This window comes from Enterobacter cloacae complex sp. 394I7 (assembly GCF_057320345.1).
The window spans coordinates 188,895-201,908 of record NZ_JBXWCR010000005.1 but is presented as its reverse complement, the minus strand read 5'-3'; the positions used below and the strand labels follow the sequence as shown (position 1 = coordinate 201,908).

Genomic DNA, 13,014 nt, shown 5'->3' with positions numbered 1-13,014 from the left:
AAAAATCTTATTCCGGTTACATTCACTGAGATATTAAATATGAATATTTCTACTCATGCTCTACAAGCGGATATTCCGCGCCAGCGCTGGTTAAGAATCATTCCGCCTATTCTTATCGCCTGTATTATTTCATATATGGACCGCGTGAATATTGCATTTGCGATGCCAGGCGGTATGGATGAAGAGTTAGGTATCTCTGCCACCATGGCAGGCCTGGCGGGTGGGATCTTCTTTATCGGTTATCTGTTCCTGCAGGTGCCCGGCGGCAAGATTGCCGTGCATGGCAGCGGTAAGAAGTTTATTGGCTGGTCACTGGTTGCCTGGGCGGTGATTTCGGTCCTGACCGGCGTTGTGACCAACCAGTATCAACTGCTGGCACTGCGCTTCTTACTCGGTGTGGCAGAAGGCGGGATGCTGCCTGTGGTGCTCACGATGATCAGTAACTGGTTCCCGGACGCCGAACGCGGCCGCGCCAATGCGATTGTCATCATGTTTGTTCCCATTGCGGGGATCATCACCGCGCCCCTGTCGGGCTGGATTATCACCGCACTTGACTGGCGCTGGCTGTTCATCATTGAAGGGCTGATGTCCATTGTGGTGCTGGTGCTCTGGGTGTTCACCGTCTACGACCGCCCTCAGGAGGCTCGCTGGATCTCCGAGGCCGAGAAAAATTATCTGATACAAACGCTGGCCGCAGAACAGCAGGCTATTGCCGGAAAAGCGGTGAAAAATGCCTCGCTGAGTGCGGTTCTGTCCGACAAAACCATGTGGCAGCTGATTGCCCTGAACTTCTTCTACCAGACCGGGATTTACGGTTACACCCTCTGGCTGCCGACCATTCTCAAAGAGCTGACGCATACCAGCATCGGCCAGGTGGGAATGCTCGCCATCCTGCCTTATGTCGGCGCCATTGCGGGCATGTTCCTGTTCTCCTCACTGTCTGACCGTACCGGCAAGCGCAAGCTGTTCGTCTCCCTGCCGCTGATTGGCTTCGCGCTCTGCATGTTCCTCTCCGTGGCGTTGAAAGAGAACATCTGGCTGGCCTATGCCGCGCTGGTGGGCTGTGGCTTCTTCCTGCAGTCCGCTGCGGGTGTGTTCTGGACGATTCCGGCGCGCCTGTTCAGCGCAGAGATGGCCGGTGGCGCTCGCGGCGTGATTAACGCCCTGGGTAACCTCGGTGGGTTCTGCGGCCCTTACGCGGTGGGCGTGCTGATCACCCTCTACAGCAAAGATGCTGGGGTGTACTGCCTCGCGGTTTCGCTGGCGCTGGCCTCGCTGCTCGCCCTGATGCTACCGGCGAAATGCGATGCCGGAGCGGAACCCAACCCCGGCGTGAACCCGCATAAGCACGCAGCCTGATCCCCCCGCCCTCTCCTGAAGAGAGGGCGTAAGACAAGAGAGTCAACGATGAGTGAAAAAGAGCCCTTCTGGCTGGGTATCGATTGTGGCGGAACGTATCTGAAAGCCGGTCTGTACACCCGCCAGGGCCAGGAAGTCTGTATTGAGCGCCGCGCGGTTGCCACACTCAGCCCACACGCTGGCCACGCTGAGCGGGATATGCACCAACTCTGGCAGCAGTGCCACGCCACCGTCGCCCTGCTGCTTAAGAAGGCCGGCATCGGCGGCGCACAAATCAAAGGCGTCGGGATATCAGCTCAGGGTAAAGGACTGTTTTTACTGGACAAGTATGACCAGCCGCTCGGCAACGCCATGCTCTCCTCTGACCGCCGGGCGCTGGAGATTGTACAGCGCTGGCAGCAGGACGGTATTCCTGAAAAGCTTTATCCGCATACGCGCCAGACGCTATGGACGGGGCATCCCGCCTCCCTCCTGCGCTGGGTGAAAGAGAATGAACCGCACCGTTATCAGCAGATTGGCTGTGTGATGATGGCGCACGACTACCTGCGCTGGTGCCTCACCGGCGTTAAAGGGTGTGAAGAGAGCAACATCTCTGAATCCAATCTCTACAACATGAACACCGGGCAGTACGACCCGCAGCTCACACGCTGGCTCGGCATCGATGAAATTGACGGCACACTACCGCCGATCGTCGGTTCAGCAGAAATTTGCGGGGAAATCACCGCTCAGGCCGCCGCCCTGACCGGTCTCGCAGCGGGTACACCCGTTGTGGGGGGGCTGTTTGATGTGGTTTCCACCGCGATCTGCGCCGGGTTACATGACGACAGCACGCTCAACGCCGTGATGGGCACCTGGGCTGTCACCAGCGGGATCGCCAACGGTATAGGCCATAACGAGCCGTATCCCTATGTGTATGGGCGCTACGTTCATCCGCAGCACTACATCGTTCACGAAGCCAGCCCCACCTCGTCCGGTAACCTCGAATGGCTGACCACACAGTGGGGCGACATGTCATTCGATGCGATCAACCAGGCCGTGGCCAGCCTGCCGAAAGCCGGAAGCGATCTGCTCTTCCTGCCGTTCCTCTATGGCAGCAACGCCGGGCTGGAGATGACCTGTGGGTTTTACGGCATGCAGGCCCTGCACACCCGCGCGCATCTGTTGCAGGCGGTCTATGAAGGTGTGGTCTTCAGCCACATGACCCATCTTAACCGCATGCTAGCGCGCTTCACGCACGTGCAGGCATTGCGCGTAACCGGCGGCCCTGCCCATTCGGATGTGTGGATGCAAATGCTCGCGGACGTCAGCGGTCTGGCAATAGAACTGCCGCAGGTCGAAGAGACCGGCTGTTCCGGCGCGGCGCTGGCCGCGCTGGTGGGTACCGGCGTTTATCCCGATTTCCGCACCGCGCAGCAGGCTGTCAGACATCACATTCGCGTCATCACACCCGACAAGCATGTCCATGCGGCCTACCAGCGCAAGTATCAGCGCTACCAGCTACTGATTTCAGCACTACAGGGCTATCACGCCCATGTTAAGGAGCACGACCTATGAGCCGACCATTACTGCAGCTGGCGCTCGACCATACCTCACTTCAGGCCGCACAGCGCGACGTCGAGCGGCTTGCGGATCACGTCGATATTATCGAAGCAGGCACCATTTTGTGTCTCACTGAAGGGCTTAATGCCGTGCGCGCACTGCGCCAGCAGTGTCCGAAAAAAACGATCGTGGCTGACTGGAAAGTGGCCGATGCCGGAGAAACGCTGGCTGAACAGGCGTTTGGCGCAGGCGCGAACTGGATGACCATCATCTGCGCCGCGCCGCTGGCAACCGTCGAGAAGGGTCACGAGGTGGCTCTGCGCTGCGGCGGGGAAATTCAGATGGAGCTGTTTGGTCACTGGACGCTGGATGATGCGCGTGAATGGCACCGTATCGGGGTCACACAGGCCATTTATCACCGTGGGCGCGACGCACAGGCCAGCGGCCAGCAGTGGGGCGAAGTAGATCTCGCCAGCATGAAAGCCCTCTCGGATATCGGCCTGCAGCTCTCGATCACCGGCGGCATTACCCCCGCCGACCTGCCGCTGTTTAAGCAGATCAATGTGAAAGCGTTTATTGCCGGACGGGCACTGACAGGCGCTGCCAACCCACCGCAGGTGGCCCATGCATTCCATTCACACATCCGCGACATCTGGGGGGAGTCACCATGCGTCAGCATCCGTTAGGTATCTACGAAAAAGCGCTGCCGAAAGCGCTCACCTGGCCAGAGCGCCTGGTGCTGGCAAAAAGCTGCGGATTTGATTTTGTCGAGATGTCGATCGATGAAACCGATGAGCGTTTGTCCCGCCTTGAATGGAACACCGCGCAGCGCGCCTCTCTGGTTGAGGCGATGCTGGAAACCGGGGTCGCGATCCCGTCGATGTGTCTGTCTGCCCACCGCCGTTTCCCGTTTGGTAGCCGGGACGAGACCGTCCGCGAGCGCGCACGCGCCATCATGACCAAAGCCATCCGTCTGGCGCGCGATCTCGGTATTCGCACCATCCAGCTTGCCGGGTATGACGTCTATTACGAAGAACATGACGAAGGTACCCGGCAACGCTTTGCCGAAGGGCTGGCATGGGCCGTGGAGCAGGCCGCCGCCGCGCAGGTCATGCTGGCAGTGGAGATCATGGATACCGCGTTTATGAACTCCATCAGCAAATGGAAAAAGTGGGACGAAATGCTCGCTTCGCCATGGTTCAGCGTTTATCCGGACGTCGGCAACCTGAGCGCGTGGGGTAACGATGTGGCCGCCGAGCTGACGCTGGGCATCGATCGCATCGCCGCCATCCACCTGAAAGATACCCAGCCCGTGACTGAACAAAGCCCCGGACAGTTTCGTGACGTACCGTTCGGTGAGGGGTGCGTCGATTTCGTGGGCATATTTAACACGCTGAATCAGCTCAATTATCGCGGTGCATTTTTGATTGAAATGTGGACTGAAAAAGCCAAAGAGCCGGTACTGGAAATCATCCAGGCACGCCGCTGGATTGAAGCCCGGATGCAGGAAGGAGGGATGACATGTTAGAACAACTCAAAGCCGAGGTCCTGGCGGCAAACCTGGCGCTGCCCGCCCACCAGCTGGTGACTTTAACCTGGGGCAACGTCAGTGCGGTGGATCGTGAACGCGGCCTGATGGTGATTAAACCCTCCGGCGTGGAATATGACGTGATGTCCGCAGAGGATATGGTGGTGGTGGACATTGCCACGGGCCAGGTGGTCGAGGGGGTTAAAAACCCCTCTTCCGACACGCCAACCCACCTGGCGCTGTATCGCCGTTACCCTGAAATTGGCGGCATTGTGCATACCCATTCCCGTCATGCCACTGTCTGGGCGCAGGCAGGGCAGGATTTACCGGCATGGGGTACCACGCACGCTGACTATTTTTATGGTGCAATCCCCTGCACGCGGTTGATGACCCCGGCTGAAATTGCGGGTGAATACGAATACCAGACCGGTGAAGTGATCATCAAAACCTTTGAGGAGCGCGACGTAAACCCGATGCAAATCCCGGCGGTGCTGGTGCATTCTCACGGCCCGTTCACCTGGGGAAAAAATGCGGCCGATGCGGTACATAACGCTGTGGTGCTGGAAGAGTGCGCCTTTATGGGGCTGTTTTCACGCCAGCTTGCGCCACAACTACCGACGATGCAGCAGGAACTGCTCGATAAACATTACCTGCGCAAGCATGGAGCAAATGCCTACTACGGGCAGTGATCACCCGGAATTAATATGCTCCTTACAGTACCGCCGTTTCCAGACGGCGGGCGTTAAGCCGGTATGCTTTGAAAATATCTGCCGGAAATACCCGACATCATTAAAACCGCAGCGGGTTGCCACTTCGGTCAGGGACGCGGAGTCGTTCAGCAACAGCTTTTCTGCCGCCCTGACGCGCTGGCGATGGATCGCCTCCGTCAGGGTTAAGTGAAAGGTCCGGCGAAATACGCGTCCCAGATAATCGGCATTGCAGTGCAAGGCTTTTGCCAGTTGCGATGTGGAAAGCGGCAGATGAAACTGCGTGCGAATAAGCTGTTTTGCCTTCCATGCCATGGCCGCGCCGGCTTCATCGGCTCTGTCTTCATAACCTGAGGAGATCGACACTTGCTGTAAAATCAGCAGCAAAATCATTTCCAGCGCCACGCTTCGCTGTAATTTTTCCTGCTCACTCAGGAATTGCCGGAATAGCGCAATCACATATTGAGCATCGCGCACGCAGCAATGTTGTTCAATGGCCACCGGAAAAGCATGTGGCAAAGGCGACGATTGCGCTTCGACCTCAAAATGCAGCCAGTAGAACCGCAGGTCCGCCGGGAAATCTTCTGTCCCCACGTGTCGACGCGCCGGCCAGAGCAGCAAGCTCTCTCCCGCTTTCACCTCAAAGAGCGTGTTTTCTTCCTGGATCGTTAATGTCCCTTTTTCAACGAAGATAATCTCCCACGAGGTTAATTTGCGCGCCGGATGCCGGCCCACGCCCCGGGAAATAAAGAGCCCACCATTTTGCACTTTAATCGGAAGCGCTATGGATAATTCAAGCATGGATATTCACCATTCCGCTCTGATTGCCATTAATATTCATCTTATGCTTTGATTATTAATGAATATCTTCCTGCCTTCCCGATCGAAATCACAAATTTATCATCAGGTCGGAATCGTCACCTTTTTATACTTTTCCCTTCCCTTGTTGGCCTGAGCGTTCGGTGCAGAATGAATGGGGTACCTTGCATAAATACGATAAAAATCGATTACCGAGGAGTTACCTCATGACTTCCACACCGATTACAGAATCACAGGTCGTACAAGGGGCAATGGATGACCGCCTGTCAGTCCGCGAAAAAATTGGCTACGGCCTGGGTGACGCGGGTGGCACGGTCATTACCTGCCTGATCATGAATTTTCTTACCTTCTTCTACACCGACGTTTTTGGTCTGACGCCTGCGCTCGTTGGCACGCTGTTTATTGCCCTGCGCGTGTTTGACGCCATTTCCGATCCGGTGATGGGGGTGATTGCCGACCGAACACAAAGCCGTTGGGGGCGTTTTCGCCCGTGGCAGCTGTGGGTGGCGCTTCCTGTCGGGGTTATCGGTGTACTGACCTTCACCGTGCCTGACGCCAGCATGGGGGTGAAAATCGCCTGGGCGTTTGGTACCTATCTGCTGTTGTCAGTGGGCTATACCGCCATCAACGTGCCCTACTGCGCGCTGATCAACACCATGACCACCCGCCACAGCGAGGTCATCTCCTGTCAGTCATGGCGCTTTGTGCTGTGCGGTGTGGCGGGCTTTTTGGTCTCTGTTGGCCTGCCGTGGCTGGTCGCAGCGCTGGGCGAGGGCAACGCTGCGCGAGGCTATCAGCTCGGCGTTGGGGTGTTGTGCGCCATCGCCGTGGTGATGTTCCTCTGCTGCTTCTTCTGGGTGCGTGAGCGCGTCCCGCTGGCGCTGATGGGCAAATTCACCTTACGCGAGCACCTGGCCGGCCTGCGCAACAACGATCAGCTCCTGCTGATGCTGGTGATGTCATTCCTGCTGATCAACGTCTTCAACATTCGTGGCGGCGGCTACATGTACTTCATCACCTACGTGCTCCAGGGCAGTACCGCTTATACCTCGCTGTTCTTCACAATGGTGACCTTTGCGGCCATTCTCGGCGCGGTGATCGTGAATCCCCTTTCTCGCCGGATTGATACCGTCAAACTCTATTACTACACCAACCTCGTGCTGGCCGCGCTCGCGGCGGGTATGTGGTTTCTGCCAGGCGGTCCGGCTCATCAGATGCTCTGGCTGATCGTTATTCTGAGTAACGGTGTCATTCTCGGTTTTACCCTGCCCCTGCACTTCTCGCTGATGGCATTTGCAGATGACTATGGTGAGTGGAAAAACGGGGTACGTTCATCTGGCATGAACTTCGCTTTCAATCTGTTTTTCATCAAGCTCGCCTGGGCGTCCAGCGCCGGGATCATCAGCCTGGTGTTTATCGCCGTCGCCTACCAGCCGGGCGCGGGCAACCAGACACCAGCCTCGTTACAGGGAATTACTGCGATGGAGACGCTGCTCCCCGCCCTTTTCCACCTGCTGCTGGCGGTCTCAATTCGCTGGTGCAGACTCAACAATCCCATGATGTCGCGCATTGCCACCGATCTGCGCCAGCGTCACGTATCGTCCTGAGGAGAATGACATGTCCATAATGGAAGCCGACCTGCACACACTGAACATCAACGACCCGTTTCTCGGTCAGTATCAGCGGCTGGTGCGTGATGTGGTGATCCCCTACCAGTGGGATGCGCTAAACGATCGCGTTACCGAAGCCGAACCGAGTCACGCCATCACCAACTTCCGCATTGCGGCAGGGCTGGAACAGGGGGAGTTCTATGGAATGGTGTTTCAGGACAGCGACGTGGCGAAATGGCTGGAAGCCGTCGCGTGGTCGTTGTGCCAGAAGCCCGACCCGGAACGTGAAAAAACCGCCGATGAGGTGATTGAGCTGATTGCGGCGGCGCAGTGTGACGATGGCTATCTCAACACCTACTTCACGGTGAAAGCACCCGGTGAGCGCTGGACGAATCTCGCCGAATGCCACGAGCTGTACTGCGCCGGACATATGATTGAAGCTGGCGTGGCCTATTTTCAGGGGACCGGAAAACGCCGTCTGCTGGAGGTGGTATGCAAACTGGCGGACCATATCGACCGGGTCTTTGGCCCCGGCGAGGAGCAGCTTCACGGTTATCCGGGCCATCCGGAAATTGAGCTGGCGCTTATGCGGCTTTACGACGTCACTCAGGAACCGCGTTACCTGGCCCTTGTGAAATATTTTATCGACACGCGCGGCACGCAGCCTCATTTCTACGATATCGAATATGAGAAACGGGGCCGGACATCGTACTGGAACACGTACGGCCCGGCGTGGATGGTCAAGGACAAAGCCTATAGCCAGGCGCATCAACCGCTTGCCGAACAACACACCGCCATCGGCCACGCGGTTCGATTTGTCTATCTGATGGCGGGTATGGCGCATCTTGCTCGCCTGAGTCATGACGAGGGTAAACGCCAGGACTGCCTGCGGCTGTGGAATAACATGGCCCAGCGACAGCTCTATATTACCGGCGGGATCGGCTCGCAAAGCAGTGGCGAAGCCTTCAGCAGCGATTACGATTTGCCTAACGATACGGTATATGCCGAAAGCTGCGCCTCCATTGGCCTGATGATGTTTGCCCGCCGGATGTTGGAGATGGAAGCGGACAGCCAGTACGCCGACGTGATGGAGCGTGCCTTATACAACACGGTACTGGGCGGCATGGCGCTGGACGGTAAACATTTCTTCTATGTGAACCCGCTGGAGGTACACCCTAAAACGCTGGCATTTAATCATGTCTACGACCACGTTAAGCCGGTTCGCCAGCGCTGGTTCGGCTGCGCCTGTTGCCCGCCCAATATCGCCCGCGTGCTCACTTCGCTGGGCCACTATCTCTATACCGTTCGTCAGAACGCGCTCTTTATCAACCTCTATGTGGGGAACGACGTCGCCATACCGGTAGATGAGGGCACCTTACAGCTACGGATTAGCGGTAATTATCCATGGCAGGAAGAGGTCAACATCGAGATCACCTCACCTGTCCCGGTGACCCACACGCTGGCACTACGTTTACCGGACTGGTGCGCAAGCCCGGCCGTGTCACTGAACGGCGAAAGGGTCACGGGTGATGTCTCCCGGGGGTATCTGTACCTCACCCGCCGCTGGCAGGAGGGAGATACCCTTACGCTGACCTTACCCATGCCGGTCCGCCGCGTGTACGGTAACCCGCTGGTACGCCAGCAGGCCGGTAAAGTCGCGCTGCAGCGTGGCCCGCTGGTCTACTGCCTGGAAGAGGCCGACAATGGCGCGAACCTGCATAACCTCTCCCTGCCTGAGCAGAGCGAATTTCGGGTCTTTGAAGGAAAAGGGATCTTTGCGCACAAGATACTGATTCAGGCGGAGGGTATCGCGCGTCACGCTGATGAGGAAGGCACGCAGGCACTGTGGCAGTACGATCGCGCCCCGGTGCAGCGCCAGCCCCGGACGTTGACCTTTATTCCGTGGTTCAGCTGGGCAAACCGGGGAGAAGGCGAAATGCGGATTTGGGTGGATGAGGCCTGAAGGCATCTGTCCTGTCAGCCTCACCCCAACCCACTCCCACAGGCGCGGGAGATAAAAACCGAGGCCGGGTAGGCAATCGCCACCCGGCTTTAGATCAGAAACGCCAGGACATGCCGGTCATCAGCGCGAAACTGTCTTCGCGATCGATCATCGGACTGTTCTTCACGTCGTCAGGTAACACGGTATAGACCGCGCTGGCGTTGATAAACAGATTCTGGGTTAACTGATATTTAGCCGCGAGACCCACATACGGCGTCCAGCTATCACCTGCGGTGTATTCATTGAGGCCTGAGCGGCGAGACTCATTGCCGGATACACCGTAGTAGTAATCGTTATAGCTTTCGTCGCTGTAGAAAATACCTACCGATGGCGTCAGCGTCAGACGTTCCATCCGAACCGGACGGAAGTATGAGATTTCACCGATCACGCCGCCGCTCTCATCCATCGCATCACCCGAGACCGCCACTTTCAGCGAGCCCCAGTGTTCATGGCGGTAGTACGCCCCGCCGAGAAACGCTGATGCTTTACGCTCATCGAGGTGTTTCATCTGAGCGTCGTCGTTATCTTCAGGATCAAATCGCAGTGGCATCCACGATGCGGTCATGCTGAATTCATTTTTTTCGTCTTTCCACAGGATCCATCCGCCGGTGGTCTGGCGAATATAAAACCGGTCGCCTTCATAGCTAATTAACGGTACCGCCGTGGTATTTTCGTTATAACCTTTATAAGGCGACTCATTAAATACAGCCCCCGCCCCAAGTGAAAAGTCACCAGCCATTGCAGATGATGTTGCAAATAACGTGGCTGCGATGAGTAAATTGTATTTAATAGTCATTACATGTAATCCATTTAGACGCCAAACAAGCGAGGCGAATAATAATGGTTACAAATTTGCCAATGCAACGCTACAGTTTATATAATATTATATATAAAAACATATAGATGGGTGCGCATGATGAATAAGTTCCAGCTAAAACCACGCGAGTTAAAAATTATTTCCGTCATCGCAGCCACCCACAGTATTGGCGATGCCGCAGCCCTGCTGGGCATGGCACAGGCTAACGTCAGTAAATACCTTTCTGATTTTGAAACGCGTGTCGGTCTTAAGGTATTTGAGCGCACGACCCGTCAACTGGCGCTAACCCAGTTTGGCGAAGCGTTACTCCCCTACATTGACGCCACGCTGGATAAAAATAGCCAGCTCATTAATTTCATTGCTGATTATAAGCATGAGAAGCGCGGAAAAGTGACCATTTACGCCCCAACGGGTATCGTGATGTATCTAGCGCGACACGTGATCCATCAGATTGAGGACATCGGTGATATCCGCATCTCGTTAAAAACGTACAACCTGGATCGTAATGAATATTCCGAAGGGGTCTCGTTCCCCGATGATTGCGATATTCTCATTACCTATGCTCAGCCGAAAGATGAAAGTCTGGTCGCCAGTGTGTTAACGAAATATTCCGTCACGGCATTTGCCACAGAAGAATATTTGAAAAACCACCCCTTAACCGGACCTGAAGATTTAATTAATCACTCCTGTATTTTAATAGACTCGATGCTGGTGGATGAGGCGAACATCTGGCGTTTTCGCGTCCACGGCAGTGAGACCGTATATGATTACAGAGTGACCGGAAATTATATTTGCGACAATACACAGACGGCGCTGGAACTGGCACGAAATAATCTCGGTATTGTTTTTGCGCCGAAAGAAAGCCTGAAAAAAGAGCTTAAGAGTGGTTCTCTGGTTCCCTGCTTCCCCCATCAGGAAGAGTGGTGGCTCGACCTGACGGCGATATTCCGCAAACGTGAATACCAGCCCTGGCGCGTGCAGTACATTCTGGACGGCGTACTGAACTGCCTGCGTCAGCAAATTGCTCAGGCTGCCCAGGGGCAGCCTGAGCTGGAGGGTTAGAACAGCCCCAGTGGTTTATCGGAATAACTCACCAGCAGGCATTTCGTCTGCTGGTAATGCTCCAGCATCATCTTGTGGGTTTCACGCCCGATGCCCGACTGCTTATAGCCCCCAAAAGCCGCGTGCGCCGGATAAGCGTGGTAGCAGTTGGTCCACACGCGCCCGGCCTGAATGCCCCGCCCCATTTTATAAGCCAGATTACCGTTGCGGCTCCAGACGCCAGCCCCGAGGCCATACGGCGTATCGTTAGCAATCTCCAGCGCCTCTTCCATCGTTTTGAAGGTGGTGACGGCCAGCACCGGTCCGAAAATTTCCTCCTGGAAAACGCGCATGTTGTTTTTGCCGAACAGGATCGTCGGCTCCAGGTAATACCCGTCCTGCAGATCGCCGCCCAGCATTTTACGCCGACCGCCGGTCAGGACATCCGCCCCTTCTTTCTTGCCGATATCAATGTAGTTGAGGATAGTGTCCATCTGCCCGTGCGAGACCTGCGCGCCCATCTGGGTCACGTTATCAAGCGGGTTACCACTGCGGATAGACTCGACGCGGCGAATGGCTCGCTCCATAAAGCGCTCATAGATAGACTCCTGCACCAGCGCGCGGCTTGGGCAGGTACAGACTTCACCCTGGTTAAAAGCAAACAGCGCAAAGCCTTCCAGGGCTTTATCGAAGAAGGCATCCTCTTCCTCCATGACGTCGGCGAAGAAAATGTTCGGCGATTTACCGCCCAGCTCCAGGGTCACTGGAATGATGTTCTGGGTCGCGTACTGCATGATCTGCTGACCCACTTCCGTCGACCCGGTAAACGCGACTTTGGCGATCCGTTTTGATGTCGCCAGATATTCCCCTATCTCACCCCCCGCCCCGTTCACCACGTTAATCACGCCTGGCGGGAGAAGGTCGCCAATGACTTCCATCAGCAGCAGGACTGACAGCGGGGTCAGGCGGGCCGGTTTGAGCACAATGCAGTTACCCGCCGCCAGCGCGGGCGCCATTTTCCAGCTCGCCATCAGCAACGGGAAGTTCCACGGAATGATCTGCCCCACCACGCCCAGCGGTTCGTGGAAGTGGTACGCCACGGTGTCGCTGTCTACCTCGCTAATTCCGCCCTCCTGAGCGCGAATACAGGAGGCAAAATAGCGGAAGTGGTCAATGGCCAGCGGCACGTCTGCCGCCATCGTTTCACGGATTGGCTTACCGTTATCCCAGGTTTCCGCCGTTGCCAGCAGCTCCAGATTCTGTTCCATCCGGTCAGCGATTTTGAACAATATCGCCGCTCTGTCCTGAACAGAGGTATGCCCCCATTTGTCTTTGGCTTTGTGCGCGGCGTCCAGCGCCAGATCGATATCCCCCTTGCCGGAGCTGGCTATCTCACACAGCGGCTGGCCGGTAACGGGCGTCAGATTGGAATAGTATTCGCCGCCGACGGGTGCAACCCAGTCGCCGCCGATAAAGTTTTCATAACGGGGCTTCAGCTTGAGGGGAAAACCATACTCGCCAGGCTGGATACGCGATGAGGGAGGATTGTTTGTCATGACCGTCTCCTTGCTGTTGGTGTACAACAAGGGTAG

The 13,014-nt window shown here is 56.3% G+C and carries 11 protein-coding genes; 8 read left to right on the top strand and 3 right to left on the bottom strand.

The window, feature by feature from the left end:
* Positions 1-39: 39 nt before the first annotated feature.
* From AC2FAP_RS18165 to araD, 5 genes are read left to right on the top strand one after another with little or no spacing between them, the layout of a single operon-like run.
* Entirely contained in the window at positions 40-1,359 is a 1,320-nt protein-coding gene (locus AC2FAP_RS18165) for an MFS transporter (protein ID WP_014168105.1), read from the top strand.
* A 48-nt stretch (positions 1,360-1,407) separates the two neighbouring features.
* Positions 1,408-2,913, top strand: coding sequence for an FGGY-family carbohydrate kinase (locus tag AC2FAP_RS18160; protein ID WP_449541920.1), 1,506 nt, complete (start codon positions 1,408-1,410; stop codon positions 2,911-2,913).
* Positions 2,910-3,584 (top strand): 3-keto-L-gulonate-6-phosphate decarboxylase UlaD, encoded by a 675-nt coding sequence (ulaD, locus tag AC2FAP_RS18155; protein ID WP_279261820.1) that lies wholly within the window; start codon positions 2,910-2,912, stop codon positions 3,582-3,584. The genes AC2FAP_RS18160 and ulaD overlap by 4 nt, the downstream gene beginning before the upstream one ends.
* Positions 3,566-4,426, top strand: a complete 861-nt coding sequence (locus AC2FAP_RS18150; protein WP_014168102.1) for an L-ribulose-5-phosphate 3-epimerase — start codon at positions 3,566-3,568, stop codon at positions 4,424-4,426. The genes ulaD and AC2FAP_RS18150 overlap by 19 nt, the downstream gene beginning before the upstream one ends.
* The gene (gene araD, locus AC2FAP_RS18145; RefSeq protein WP_449541921.1) at positions 4,420-5,115 is read left to right on the top strand and encodes an L-ribulose-5-phosphate 4-epimerase; all 696 of its coding nucleotides are present in this window, start codon (positions 4,420-4,422) and stop codon (positions 5,113-5,115) included. The genes AC2FAP_RS18150 and araD overlap by 7 nt, the downstream gene beginning before the upstream one ends.
* Here the strand turns inward: araD and AC2FAP_RS18140 are convergent, their stop codons facing one another.
* Entirely contained in the window at positions 5,116-5,934 is an 819-nt protein-coding gene (locus tag AC2FAP_RS18140) for a helix-turn-helix domain-containing protein (RefSeq protein WP_025206441.1), read from the bottom strand.
* 224 nt (positions 5,935-6,158) lie between these two features.
* Between AC2FAP_RS18140 and AC2FAP_RS18135 the strand changes: the two genes are divergently transcribed.
* Both AC2FAP_RS18135 and AC2FAP_RS18130 read left to right on the top strand, forming a co-directional pair.
* Positions 6,159-7,559 (top strand): MFS transporter, encoded by a 1,401-nt coding sequence (locus AC2FAP_RS18135; RefSeq protein ID WP_020882660.1) that lies wholly within the window; start codon positions 6,159-6,161, stop codon positions 7,557-7,559.
* 10 nt (positions 7,560-7,569) lie between these two features.
* Positions 7,570-9,525 (top strand): glycoside hydrolase family 127 protein, encoded by a 1,956-nt coding sequence (locus tag AC2FAP_RS18130; RefSeq protein WP_068795317.1) that lies wholly within the window; start codon positions 7,570-7,572, stop codon positions 9,523-9,525.
* A gap of 94 nt (positions 9,526-9,619) precedes the next feature.
* Here the strand turns inward: AC2FAP_RS18130 and AC2FAP_RS18125 are convergent, their stop codons facing one another.
* On the bottom strand, positions 9,620-10,360 hold the full coding sequence (locus AC2FAP_RS18125) for a MipA/OmpV family protein (RefSeq protein ID WP_014168097.1): 741 nt from the start codon (positions 10,358-10,360) through the stop codon (positions 9,620-9,622).
* A 117-nt stretch (positions 10,361-10,477) separates the two neighbouring features.
* On the opposite strand from AC2FAP_RS18125, the gene AC2FAP_RS18120 reads away from it, so the two are divergent.
* Positions 10,478-11,443: a LysR family transcriptional regulator gene (locus AC2FAP_RS18120; RefSeq protein ID WP_062777982.1), complete on the top strand. Its 966-nt coding sequence runs from the start codon at positions 10,478-10,480 to the stop codon at positions 11,441-11,443.
* On the opposite strand, the gene exaC is transcribed toward AC2FAP_RS18120, so the two are convergent.
* Positions 11,440-12,978: an acetaldehyde dehydrogenase ExaC gene (gene exaC, locus AC2FAP_RS18115; RefSeq protein WP_020882663.1), complete on the bottom strand. Its 1,539-nt coding sequence runs from the start codon at positions 12,976-12,978 to the stop codon at positions 11,440-11,442. The genes AC2FAP_RS18120 and exaC overlap by 4 nt on opposite strands.
* Positions 12,979-13,014 lie beyond the last annotated feature (36 nt).

Bases quoted from the DNA above. Each gene is read 5' to 3' on its own strand.
- exaC (WP_020882663.1), bottom strand. From the start codon at position 12,978: ATGACAAACAATCCTCCCTCATCGCGTATCCAGCCTGGCGAGTATGGT.
- AC2FAP_RS18125 (WP_014168097.1), bottom strand. From the start codon at position 10,360: ATGACTATTAAATACAATTTACTCATCGCAGCCACGTTATTTGCAACA.
- AC2FAP_RS18135 (WP_020882660.1), top strand. From the start codon at position 6,159: ATGACTTCCACACCGATTACAGAATCACAGGTCGTACAAGGGGCAATG.
- AC2FAP_RS18130 (WP_068795317.1), top strand. From the start codon at position 7,570: ATGTCCATAATGGAAGCCGACCTGCACACACTGAACATCAACGACCCG.
- AC2FAP_RS18120 (WP_062777982.1), top strand. From the start codon at position 10,478: ATGATGAATAAGTTCCAGCTAAAACCACGCGAGTTAAAAATTATTTCC.
- AC2FAP_RS18150 (WP_014168102.1), top strand. From the start codon at position 3,566: ATGCGTCAGCATCCGTTAGGTATCTACGAAAAAGCGCTGCCGAAAGCG.
- AC2FAP_RS18165 (WP_014168105.1), top strand. From the start codon at position 40: ATGAATATTTCTACTCATGCTCTACAAGCGGATATTCCGCGCCAGCGC.
- araD (WP_449541921.1), top strand. From the start codon at position 4,420: ATGTTAGAACAACTCAAAGCCGAGGTCCTGGCGGCAAACCTGGCGCTG.
- AC2FAP_RS18140 (WP_025206441.1), bottom strand. From the start codon at position 5,934: ATGCTTGAATTATCCATAGCGCTTCCGATTAAAGTGCAAAATGGTGGG.
- ulaD (WP_279261820.1), top strand. From the start codon at position 2,910: ATGAGCCGACCATTACTGCAGCTGGCGCTCGACCATACCTCACTTCAG.
- AC2FAP_RS18160 (WP_449541920.1), top strand. From the start codon at position 1,408: ATGAGTGAAAAAGAGCCCTTCTGGCTGGGTATCGATTGTGGCGGAACG.